This window comes from Microbacterium luteolum, assembly GCF_039533965.1.
Classification (GTDB): domain Bacteria; phylum Actinomycetota; class Actinomycetes; order Actinomycetales; family Microbacteriaceae; genus Microbacterium; species Microbacterium luteolum.
On the sequence record NZ_BAAAUN010000001.1, the window covers coordinates 1039558 to 1051514 of the forward strand.

Consider the following 11957-nt stretch of genomic DNA (forward strand, 5'->3'; position numbering starts at 1 on the left):
GAGCCTATCGCGGGGTGGCGTCCTTCTCTGCGAACAGCGGTCAGCCGGCGAGCTCGCCGAGTGTCACCTCGAGCTCGCCCTCCTTGCCGCCGCGGACGTAGGTCACCTTCGCATCGCTGCCCGCGGCCGCCGCGCGCACCTGCGCGGTCAGATCGCTGGCGCTGGTGATCGGGACTCCGTTGAACGCCGTGACGACATCCTCCGCCTTGAGCCCGGCCGCAGCTGCCGCTCCGCCGTCGGTGACCTCGGCGATGTACGCTCCCGCCACGTTCGCACCCTCGACGCTCGCCGCGTCGCGGACGGATGCGCCGAGCAGGCCGTGCGTGGCTGCGCCGTCGGCGATGATCTCCTCGGAGACGCGCTGGGCGATGTTCGCCGGGATCGCGAAGCCGATGCCGATCGAGCCGGACTCCTCGGATCCGCCCGAGCTCGCGATCGCCACGTTGATGCCGATCAGCTCGCCCTTGCTGTTCACGAGTGCGCCGCCGGAGTTGCCGTGGTTGATCGCGGCATCCGTCTGGATCACGGCGATCGAGATCGACTCGTTGGACTGCTGCCCGGTGTTGCCCGGCAGATCGAACTGGAACGGCCCCTGTCCGTCGCCCTCTTCCGGCGCCTGCTGCTCCGGAGCGTCCTCGGACGACGAGTCGGGCAGGGCCGAGGAGGCGATCTGGATGCTGCGGTTGAGCGCGCTCACGATGCCGGTGGTGACCGAGTTCGCGAGACCGAGCGGGGCACCGAGCGCGACGGCGGTGTCGCCGACGTTGAGCTTGGACGAGTCGGCGAACTCGATGGGCGTGAGGCCCTTGGCGTCCGTCAGCTTGATCACGGCGAGGTCGTAGATCGGGTCGGTGCCGACGACGGTGGCCTCGTAGATGCGGCCGTCGGACGCGGTCACACGGATGCTGGGGTCGGCCACGGCGCCGCCGAGGGTCACGACGTGCGTGTTCGTGAGGACGTAGCCGTCCTCGCTGATGATCACGCCAGAGCCGCTGCCGGCCTCCTGGGAGCCGGCGACCTCGATCGTGACGACCGAGGGAAGCGCCGCCGTCGCGACCGCGGTGGTCTCGTTGACCGATCCGGGGTCGTTGACCGTGACGGTCTGGGGCCCGCCGGCCGTGCCGCCCGTTGGCTGATCCTGAAGTCCGGTCAGCAGCGCGCCGCCGCCGAACCCGGCGACACCGCCGACCAGCGCCGCGGCCACGATGAACGCCGCGAACTTCGCGCCGCCCCGGGACTTGGGCTCTTTCGTCTTGACGCCGTCGGCCGGAGCGCTGCCGAAGCCGAGGGGCGCGGTGCCGTCGAGCGGCTGCGTCGGCTGGGTGTGCGCGGTCGCGGTGGGGATGCCGAAGGCTGCGCCCGGAGCCGATGCCGTCGCGTGCTGCGCCGTGCTCGGCGCGGCGAAGGGCTGCGGTGCGGCCGGGGCGGCGGGCGCGGGCGGCGTGAGCGCGGCGGGGGCGGCGGGTGCCTGCGACGTGAAGGTCGACGGCACCTCATGTCCCTGCGCCGGGGCGGCCGGGGCGGTGGTCTCAGCGGCGGCGGCGGTCGCCGACTGAGCGGTGGCCTCTGCTGCCTCGGTGGACGGCACGGCGTCGTGGGACGCGGGTGCCGAGTGGTTCTGGGTGTCGTCTTCGTTCATGGTGTGCTCCTTCATCAACGCCCCTTCAGACTGCCGCCTGTATCTGTGCGTTTCGTATGGCGAAGATGAGTTTCAGCTATGGCCTTAGCCTGTTCTTCATGAGTGTCATTCCCGGCGCATGGCGGCGCACGGCGGCCGGTGCAGGTCTGCTCGCCGCAGACGGAACCGTCGCACCTACGATCTTCGCAGAGATGTCGGCGGCAGCGGCCAGAACCGGCGCGATCAATCTCGGCCAGGGCTTCCCCGATGAGGACGGGCCCGCGGTGGTGCTGGAGGCCGCGCGCGCCGCGATCTCCGCCGGGGCGAACCAGTATCCGCCGGGGCGCGGCATCCCCGATCTGCTCGCCGCCATCAGCGAGCATCAGCACCGCTTCTATGGTTTGGACGTCGACCCGGCGACCGAGGTCATCGTCACCGCCGGCGCGACCGAGGCGCTCACGGCCAGTCTGCTCGCGCTGATCGACGGGCCGGACGACGAGGTCGTCGTGTTCGAGCCGTACTACGACTCCTATGCGGCGGCGGTGGCGCTGGCGGGCGCTCGACTGCGCACCGTGCCGCTGAGGGCCCCCGACTTCCAGCCCGATCTCGATCTGCTGGCCGCCACGGTGAACGATCGCACCCGGATCATCCTCGTGAACGACCCGCACAATCCGACCGGCGCTGTCTTCGGCGCCGAGGTGCTCGCCGAGGTCGTGCGTCTGGCCCAGCGGCACGACGCGATCATCATCACCGACGAGGTCTACGAGCACCTCTCGTTCCACACCCCGCACACGCCGATCGCCACGCTGCCCGGCGCCGCCGAGCGCACGCTCACGATCTCCTCCGCGGGGAAGACGTTCTCCGCCACGGGATGGAAGATCGGCTGGGTGCACGGTCCGGCCGACCTGATCACGGCCGTGCTCTCCGTGAAGCAGTACCTCACGTATGTGAACGGCTCACCGTTCCAACCCGCCATCGCCGTGGGGTTGCGTCTCGACGACGCCACGTTCACGGATGCCGCGGCGGCGCTCGCGCACAAGCACGAGATCCTCGGGGCGGGTCTGCGGGCCGCCGGGTTCACCGTGCACGCACCCCAGGGCGGCTACTTCACCGTCGCGGACGCGACCGCTCTGGGCGGCGCGGATGCCGCGGCCTTCTGCCGTGCGCTGCCGGAGCGCGCCGGCGTCGTCGCGATCCCCCTGACGGCGTTCGTGTCGGAGGGCAGGCGCAGCGAGTACAGCAGCCTGGTGCGCTTCGCCGCCTGCAAGCGCGTCGAGGTACTCGAAGAGGCCGCTGCGCGCCTCGCGGCCTCGGCGCTCTGACGCGCGGCTCCGCGTCAGCGGGGAACCACGGCGTAGCGCCGCACGCGCAGGGAGGGGTTGACCGCACGCACGCGGTCGATCGCCGCCCGTTCCAGCGCCGCGACCGCGATCCCCTCGCCCGTTCCGACGCCGGCAAGCACGACGCCCTGCGGGTCGACGACCTGCGAATGCCCGACGCCGATCGGCGTCGGATGGTCCGCGGCGACCACGTACACGGTGTTCTCGATCGCCCGGGCAGCCAGCAGGGTGGTCCAGTGGTGCTCCTTGAGCGGACCCCTCACCCACTCGGCCGGCACCACCAGCACGTCGGCGCCCGCGTCGACGAGGGTGCGCGCGAGCTCGGGGAAGCGCAGGTCGTAGCAGGTCATCAGCCCGAAGCGCAGGCCACCGAGCACGAATGTGGCAGGCTCCCCCGGGTCACCCGGCTCGACCCAGTCGGATTCCGTCTGCCCGAAGGCGTCGTAGAGGTGCTCTTTGCGGTAGACGGCGAGGATGCCGTCGCCGCGCACCGCCACGACCGTGTTCCGCACCCGTTCGCCGTCCGCGGCGCGCTCGGCCAGGCCCGCGACGATCACGACCGCGTAGTCGGCGGCCAGAGCCGTGAGCGCTGCGACGAACTCGCCGTCGAGCTCCTCGGCGTTCGCCGCGAGCGTCGCATCCATCGGATCGACGAAGTAGCTCGAGTACTCGGGGAACACGATCAGCTTCGCGCCGCGCGCCGCAGCATCCGCCGTCAGCGCAGCGATCCGCTCGCGATTGTCGGAACGGGATGCCGTCGGTGCGAACTGGCACACGGCGACGGATACGGCTGCGGTCTCGGACATACCTCATCCTCTCGCATCCGCCCGTGCCCGGCCTCGATTCGCCGACCTTCGGAATCCGTGATAGGTTACTTCTTGTGCCGCGGGGTGGAGCAGTTCGGTAGCTCGCCGGGCTCATAACCCGGAGGTCGCAGGTTCAAATCCTGTCCCCGCAACGAGAATGCGACACAAGAAAGGCCCCTGATCAGGAGAAATCCGGATCGGGGGCCTTTCGCTTGCCCGGCGTGAGAGCCACGTGAACGCCCTCAGCCGCGCTCGGCGCCGAAGCTCACGGAGCGCACGCCCATCGCCTCCGCCTCTTCCCTGGCGAGTCGACGTTCCGCGTCGAGATCGAGTCCGCGCGCGAGCAGCACGTACGCCACGGCGGATGCCGCGAGTCCGACGAACAGGGCGATGTCGATGCCGCCCATCGCAGCGGCGATCGGCCCCGTGAACCACGTGGCCACGACGAACGGGATCATCGCGGCGATGCCGATGACGTACGCGGTGATCCCGCGCCATCCCCACGAGCCGTAGATGCCCTGCGGACGGAACATCTCGGCGACGGCGTAGCGCCCGCGGCGCACGAAGTAGTAGTCGACGAGATTGACCGAGGTCCACGGGACGAGCACGTAGAGCAGCACGACGAGGAAGCTGCCGAACGAGTCGAGGAACTCCCCCGTCGAGAACGCCGCGCCGAGCAGGCCGCCGAGGCCGATGATGCTGCAGGCGACGATGCGGGCGAATCGCGTGGGTCGCACCGATCGGAACGAATCGGCGACCGTGATCAGCTCGAGGCTCGCGGCGTAGATGTTGATCGTGATGACGGTGATCAGGGCGGGCAGCGCAGACCAGAGCAGCACCGCGCCCGCACCGGGCACGATCGCATCGGCCGCCGCCGTGATCGCCTGCACCGGATCCGCATCCGCGAAGAGCGAGGCGACGAACGCCCCGAGGATCATCAGCCAGCCCGCGCCGACGATCACACCGGAGGAGGTGTAGAACAGCGCCTTGCGCGGGCTCGTCTGCGGGGGCAGGTACCGTGAGTAGTCGGACACGTAGGGCGCCCAGCCCAGCGCGTAGGCCGCGGCGGCCGCGAACTGCACGAGGAACGCCGGGCCGTCGAACTCCCCCAGCGAGAAGTCCGCTGCAGGGAGCGGAAGCGCGAACAGCGCCACCACGCTGAACACGCCGAAGGTCGCGAGGAACAGCCAGGTCAGCCACTTCTGCACGCGGTGGATCCAGTGATAGCCGATGATCGCCAACGTGAGGGCGAGAGCCGTGATGAGCACGTACCAGCCGGCGCCCGCATCGACGCCGGTCGTCGCCGTGAGCACCTGCCCCGCGAGCAGTTGGTTGAAGATGTTGAATCCGACGATGCTGGCGACGACCACGAGGCACACGATCGCGACGCCGCGGTAGCCGAACTGCGCTCGCGACTGGATCATCTGCGGCAGACCCAGCTGTGGTCCCTGGGCGGAATGGAAGGAGGTGAACACGGTGCCGACGCACACCCCCAGCACGATCGCCAGCAGCGAGACCAGGAAGTTCGCCCCCATCGCGACCCCGACCATGCCCGTCGCGAGCGTGGTGAGGTTCGCGTTGGACATGAACCACAGCGGGAAGAGACTCGACGGCGTGCCGGTGCGCTCGGAGAGCGGCACCCAGTCGATGGACTTGACCTCGATCCCCGTCGCTCGGGAGACCGGGACCTCGGTCCGCACGGGGCCGGGATCTGGCAGGTCGTGCTGCGGCTCGTTCATGGTGCAACAGTAGGTCGCGGGCCGATCCCGTCCCATCCCGGGAATCCGATGGAGACCATAGGTTTCGCCGATACGCGAATCGGGCGCCCCCGAAGGGACGCCCGATTCACTTCAGCTGCGCGAGGTCACTGACCGGCGGCGGCATCCAGTGCGAGGAGCTTCTCGACGGCTGCCGTGAGGCGCTTGTCGGCCTCCGCGAAGGCCTCGAGGTCTCCGGCCTTCAGAGCGGCGTCACGGTCGAGCAGCGCCTGCTGCGCGGCCGCGAGGGCGGCGGCCTCGTCACCCGTGGGCTCGGTGGGCGGCGTCGGCTCTGTCGGCGTCTCGCCGGTGTTCGGATCTTCCGTGCCCGGTTCCGTGGGCTCGACCTCGTCGTCACCGCCGGTCGCTCCCGAGTCACCGCCGAACAGCGTGTCGAGCGCCTCGGTGAGCGTGTTCTCGAAGGCCACGCGATCACCGAAGGCGACGAGCACCTTCTGCAGTCTCGGGAGCTGCGTGCCCTCGGAGGACTGCACGTACACGGGCTGCACGTAGAGCAGACCGCCACCGACCGGGAGCGTGAGCAGGTTGCCGTAGATCACCTCGGACTCGCCCTGCTGCAGCAGGTTCAGCTGCGGCACGACGGCCGTGTCCGAGTTGTAGGTGTTCTGCACCTGGCCGGGGCCGGGCACAGTCGTGTCCGTGTCGATCTCCAGCATGCGGAGCTGACCGTAGCCGTCCCCCTTCACACCAGCTTCCGACCCGGCATCCGAGTCCACCGCGAGGTAGCCCATCAGCACGTCTCGGCTGCCTCCCGCTCCCTGGGAGACAGGGATGAAGGTGGAGAACATCGAGAAGCGCGGAGAATCCTGCCCCGGCATCTGCATCGTCAGGTAGTACGGCGGCTGCAGCATCGCGTCGCTGCGGGGGTCGTTCGGCGTCTGCCAGCGGTTGTCCTGCTGCGCGAACGATCCGGCGGTGTCGACGTGGTAGATCCCGAGCACATCGCGCTGCACCTTGAACAGGTCGGTCGGGTAGCGCACGTGGCTCATCAGTTCGCCGGACATCTCGCTGATCGGCTTCACCGTCGACGGGTAGACCTTCTGCCAGGTCTTGAGCACCGGGTCTTCCTCGTCCCAGGCGTAGAGCGTCACCGAGCCGTCGTAGGCGTCGACCGTGGCCTTCACCGAGTTGCGGATGTAGTTGATGTCGTCGATCGCGAGGGTCGGCGACGGGACGTTGGAGTCGGCGATCGCGTCCGACAGGCTGACGCCGGTCGAGTACGGGTACGTCGAGCTGGTGGTGTAGCCGTCGACGATCCAGACGATGCGACCGTCCACGACGCTCGGGTACGGGTCGCTGTCGAGCTCGAGGTACGGGGCGACCTTCTGCACGCGCGTCTTCGGATCGCGGTCGTAGAGGATCTGCGAGTCCTCGTTCACGAGGTTGGAGAACAGGATCTGCTCTGACTGGAACTTCAGCGCGTAGAGCAGCTTCGTGAACGTGTTGCCGACGGCGGGGCCGCCCTCGCCCTCGAACGTGGTCTTCGTCTCGCTGGACCCGTCCTTGCCGCGCGGATAGTCGATCTCCGCCGGTTCCGAGCCCTCGGGGGCGCCGACGATCGAGTACTCCGGGGAGTTCTCGCCGAAGTAGACGCGGGGCTCGAAGTTCTCCCGGTCGGTCAGGAATCCGGACGACGGGATGCCGCGCTCGAGGAACACCGGCTCGCCGTCGCTCGTGCGCTGGTTGCCGGCCGCAGCCACGAGGCCGTAGCCGTGCGTGTAGACCGCGACGCGGTTGTTCCAGTTGTCGCCGTCGCCGAGGCCCGACATGTCGAGGTCTCGCACGGAGACGACCGTGTCCTGCATCACGCCGTCGATCTCATAGCGGTCGACGTCCATCGTCGTCTGGAACTGGTAGTAGCCGCGGTACTGCTCGAGCTGGCGGACGGTCGGCGGGATGACCTTCGGGTCCATGATGCGGATCGACGCGGTGGTCTCCGCGTCCTCGCGCAGCTGGCCGGCCGCGGCGTCCGTCTCGGCTTCGAAGGCCGTGGTCTCGAGGTCGGCGATGCCGTAGGCCTCTTTCGTGCCGTCGATGTTCCGCTGGTAGTACTCGGCCTGGTAGGCGTTCTGGTTCGGCTTCACCTGGAAGGTGGTGACGATCCACGGGTATCCGACACCCACGACGAGCGAGGCGACGAGGAGCAGCGCGGTCGCCGCGAGCGGGAAGCGCCAGCGGCCGATCACGGCGGTGACGAAGAAGAGGATCGCGACGACGGCGGCGATGATCGCGAGGATCGCCAACCCGGGGATGGTCGCGTTGACACCGGTGTATGCCGCACCGGTGATGCGGTCCTCCGGCGTGGAGAGCGTCTTGTACTGGTCGAGCCACAGGCTCGCCGCCTGCACCAGCAGGTAGAGGCCGGCTATCACGGCGAGCTGGATGCGCGCGGGCTTCGAGATGCGCAGCTCGCCCTGTCCGACGCGGACCGAGCCGTAGAGGTACGACACGAGGGCGGTGACCAGCAGCGACAGCAGCAGCACGGCGGAGACGAACGCGAGCAGGATCGAGTAGAACGGCATCGCGAACATGTAGAAGCCGGTGTCGATGCCGAACTGCGGATCGACGTCGGAGGTCGCTACGCCGTTGGCCCACAGCCAGACCGTCTTCCACTGTCCGGCGGCAGCGAAACCGGCGAAGAGGCCGAAGAAGATCGGCATGCCCCACATCGCCAGGCGACGCAGCGGCTCGATGACCTCCTGGTAGCGGTCCAGCTGCGAGCTGAGCCGCACGTAGACGGGTCGCAGACGGTACGCGAGCTGGATCACGAGGAAGAGCGGCGCGGCCATGCCGAGGAAGCCGACCACGAACATCACGGCCGTGGCGATCCACTGCGTGGTGAGGACGCCGGTGAAGCCCACCTGGTCGAACCAGAGGAACTCCGTGTAGAGCGAGGCGAACACGAAGAACGCCGCGATCAGGGCGGCGATGATCACCAGGGAGATGCCGAGGATGCGTCGGGAGGTTCGAGGCGTGGCCGGATTCGGAGCTGAGGCTGAGTTCGAGGTCACCGTTCCATCCTAGGCGGGCCTCACTGTGCGGCGGCTGTCATCCCGGTCACGGCGAGGTCACGGCGACTCCCCCGCTCACGAGCCGGCGAGCTCGCACGTGGGAAGGGAGGTGACGTCGCCGTCGGCCGCGATGACCTCGAGCGCATCGAGGGACTCCTCGAGCGTCGACGTGCGGATCACCTGCAGCCCGTCGGGCACGTGACCCACCACCTCGTCGCAGTTCGACGCCGGCGCGAGGAAGTAGTCCGCTCCGGCGTCGCGCGCCCCGTACAGCTTCTGACGGATGCCGCCGATCGGCCCGACCGTGCCAGCGGCGTCGATCGTCCCGGTGCCGGCGATGTCGTGCCCGCCGTTGAGCTCGCCCTCGGTGAGCGTGTCGATGATGCCGAGCGCGAACATCATCCCGGCGCTGGGTCCTCCGACGTTGTCGAGCTGGAGCGTGACGTCGATCTCGAAGTCGTAGTCCGTGCGCAGCGTGATGCCGATGAGCCACGTCGTCACGTCGTTCTCGGTGTGCTCCTCCGGCGTCACCTCGACGGTCTTCTCCTCGCCTGCGCGGAGCACGGTGAGGACGACCGGGTCGCCGCCGGCATCCTGGATCGCCTGGCGCAGCTGCGCGGCGGAGGTGACCGCGGTTCCGTCGATCGCGGTGATGACGTCTTCGGCGTCGAGGAGCCCATCGGCCGGCGCATCGGCCACGGCCTCCTGCACGACGACCTTCGCACCCGTGTCGTAGCCGAGCTCGTTCAGAGCCGCGGCCGTCGCCTCGTGCTGCGAGTCGACCATCAGCATCGCGTTGCGCTCGTCGCGCTGCTCGGTCGTCACGCCCTCCGGGAACACCGAGTCGAGCGGCACGACGGCGCGGGACGAGTCTATCCAGGCGAGCGCGAGCTCGAACCAGCTCGGCGTGCGCTCGCGGTTGCCGACGACCTGCACGGTCGTGAGGTCGAGCGTGCCGCTCGTCTCGAAGGTCTCGGCGCCGTCGATGCTGATCAGCGGCACCTGCTCGCCGTCGGTCCCCGTGGCGGTGCCGAGGGTGTCGTAGACGGGGCCGGGCCGCTGGATGACGTACGGCGTCGGGAGGAAGGTCAGGACCACGAGCGCGAAGAGCGCGACGATCAGCGCCCAGACTCCGAGTCCGGGCTTTCCAGACCGCGTTCGATCCACAGCATTCCTCCGTCGTTCGCGAGCGGCGTACAGCGATCTGCTCGCTTCGGGGACGCGCGCAGAAACCTGTGACTAGCGTAGATGCCACGGCTATAGGCGTGCTGAGAGGGCGAACGACATGGCAGACAACGACCCGACTCCCGAGGACTTCCAGGAGTTCCTCCGAAAGATGCTCTCGAACCAGGGCGGCGGGGATATCGACCCCGAGGCTCTGCGAGATGCCATGCAGGGCATGGAGGGCTTCCAGTTCGACCCGGCGATGATGCAGACGATCATGTCGCAGCTCCAGGGCGCGTTCGGCGGCGACCCGTGGGAGAACGCGCAGCGTCAGGCGCTGCACATCGCGAACCGCGAAGGCCAGGGGGTGACCGACGGATCGCGCAACTCGCTCATCGACGCGTTCACGCTCGCGAACCTCTGGCTCGGCGAGGCGACGACCATCTCCGAGCTGAGCGAGGCCCCCACCGCGATGACCCGCGGCGAGTGGGTCGAGAAGACCCTGCCTGTCTGGAAGGAGATCGCCGGCCCCGTGTCGACCAGCATCGCCGACGCGCTGACCTCTGCCCTCGACACCCAGGTCCCCGAGGAGATGCGCAGCGTCGTCCAGGGGGCGGGCAAGCTCATGCGCGGTCTGGGCGGCTCGGTGTTCGCCGCCCAGTTCGGCCAGGTGCTCGGCAATCTCTCGCTCGAGGTGGTCTCCGGCGGCGACGTCGGGATCCCCGTGCTGCCGGCCGGGACCGCCGCCGTGATCCCGCAGAACCTCACCGCGTTCGGCGAGGGACTCGAGATCCCCGAAGACCAGATCGCGCTCTACCTGGCGACGCGCGAGCTCGCCTACGCGCGCCTCTACCGCCATGCGAAGTGGCTGCACCTGCACGTGATGGCGCAGATCACCGACTTCGCACGCGGCGTGAGCGTCGACGTGGACGCACTCGAGGACGTCGCCAGCCGCCTCGACCCGTCGGACCCCGAGGAGCTGCGGGCGGCGATCGAGGGCGGAGCGCTGCTCCCCGCGCAGACCGAGGCGCAGCGCGAGGCGCTGACACGGCTCGAGAACCTCATCGCCACGATCGACGGCTGGGTGGACGTGGTCACCGCACAGGCGACCGCCCGGCTGCCCGACGGTGCGCGCATCGCCGAAGCCGCCCGTCGTCGCCGCGCGGTCGGCGGTCCTGCCGAAGACGCCCTGGGCGCTCTCGTCGGGCTGAAGCTGCGTCCGCGGCGCATGCGTGAGGCGTCCGCGATGTGGCAGGCCGTGACGGATGCCGTCGGCATCAGCGGACGCGACGCCCTGTGGGACTACCCCGACCTCATGCCGACCGCCGAGGACATCGACGACCCGAGCGCACTGGTGGCTCGTCTGCAGGCCGCCGAGCGGGGCGAGCAGCCGGTCGCGGACGAGTTCGACGAGGCCCTCGCGCGTCTGCTCGACGGCGACGACTTCTCCGCAGAGGATCCGACGGAGAAGACAGACGGGTCCGACGATCCGGACGGGGATGCCGCGCCCGAGGGCGAACGACCGGTCTGACAGCCTGGAGGAGCGGGCGCGGCGCGCACCGCTCCTCCCCTGATCCGCGGAGCACGGAAGTTCTCCACGGAACCGCGTTCGCGACTCCACGGCATCCGGGGTTTCACCAGAATCAGGTGATGCCGCTGACCCCGCCGACCCTCACCCGCCTGGATCCGAGCGCGCCGCTGCTCTGGCGCGATGAGCGGACCCTGCAGCTCGGCATCGACGACGGTCTGCGCATCGAGGCGGAGGCGCCGTGGGTGGAACTGCTGCTGAGCCTTCTGCGCTCCGGTTTCCGCCGCTCCGCCTTCGATGTGATCGCCCACGGCACGGGAGCGCCGCGTCAGGAGGCTCGGACTCTGCTGGCCCGGATCGAGCACCTCCTGATCGACGACCCAGCGGCGACGCGGCCTGCCTGGGTCGAGACCATCGGCATCACCGACGGGCGCGGCGCCTATCGTGCCAGAGAGGCGCTCGCCGACGAGGGGATCGCGCTGGTCGACCGCTCGGTGCGCGACGCGGTCGGGGTCATCCTCGTGCAGGGCGCCGCAGCGGCTGTGCAGTTCGCGCGCTATCTGCGTGAGGACGTCCCGCACCTGCCCATCGCCTTCGAGCCGGGCCACGTCACGGTCGGACCGCTGGTGCTTCCCGGGGAGACCCCCTGTCTGGCCTGCCGAGACGCCGACGACGCCGATCGCGATCCGGCGTGGCCGCTGCTGCACGCCCA

7 protein-coding genes and 1 tRNA gene are annotated in these 11957 nt (G+C 69.4%); 3 read left to right on the top strand and 5 right to left on the bottom strand.

Annotated features, from left to right (window positions below; genetic code table 11):
- Positions 1–40: 40 nt before the first annotated feature.
- Complete coding sequence (locus tag ABD648_RS05105; protein ID WP_282213897.1) at positions 41–1639, bottom strand: S1C family serine protease; 1599 nt, start codon at positions 1637–1639, stop codon at positions 41–43.
- 98 nt (positions 1640–1737) lie between these two features.
- On the opposite strand from ABD648_RS05105, the gene ABD648_RS05110 reads away from it, so the two are divergent.
- Complete coding sequence (locus ABD648_RS05110) at positions 1738–2940, top strand: aminotransferase class I/II-fold pyridoxal phosphate-dependent enzyme (protein WP_282213898.1); 1203 nt, start codon at positions 1738–1740, stop codon at positions 2938–2940.
- Between the two features lie 14 nt (positions 2941–2954).
- Here the strand turns inward: ABD648_RS05110 and ABD648_RS05115 are convergent, their stop codons facing one another.
- Positions 2955–3764, bottom strand: coding sequence for a carbon-nitrogen hydrolase family protein (locus tag ABD648_RS05115; protein ID WP_282213899.1), 810 nt, complete (start codon positions 3762–3764; stop codon positions 2955–2957).
- A 78-nt stretch (positions 3765–3842) separates the two neighbouring features.
- Between ABD648_RS05115 and ABD648_RS05120 the strand changes: the two genes are divergently transcribed.
- Positions 3843–3916, top strand: a tRNA-Met gene (locus tag ABD648_RS05120).
- A gap of 90 nt (positions 3917–4006) precedes the next feature.
- On the opposite strand, the gene ABD648_RS05125 is transcribed toward ABD648_RS05120, so the two are convergent.
- The 3 genes from ABD648_RS05125 to ABD648_RS05135 all read right to left on the bottom strand — a co-directional run bounded on the left by ABD648_RS05125 (position 4007) and on the right by ABD648_RS05135 (position 9720).
- Positions 4007–5503, bottom strand: coding sequence for a purine-cytosine permease family protein (locus ABD648_RS05125; protein WP_282213900.1), 1497 nt, complete (start codon positions 5501–5503; stop codon positions 4007–4009).
- Between the two features lie 125 nt (positions 5504–5628).
- The gene (locus ABD648_RS05130) at positions 5629–8553 is read right to left on the bottom strand and encodes a UPF0182 family membrane protein (protein WP_282213901.1); all 2925 of its coding nucleotides are present in this window, start codon (positions 8551–8553) and stop codon (positions 5629–5631) included.
- Between the two features lie 75 nt (positions 8554–8628).
- Entirely contained in the window at positions 8629–9720 is a 1092-nt protein-coding gene (locus ABD648_RS05135) for a YlbL family protein (RefSeq protein ID WP_282213902.1), read from the bottom strand.
- Positions 9721–9838: 118 nt separating this feature from the next.
- On the opposite strand from ABD648_RS05135, the gene ABD648_RS05140 reads away from it, so the two are divergent.
- A complete protein-coding gene (locus ABD648_RS05140; protein ID WP_282213903.1) occupies positions 9839–11248 on the top strand; it encodes a zinc-dependent metalloprotease in 1410 nt (469 codons plus the stop codon).
- Positions 11249–11957: the final 709 nt, after the last annotated feature.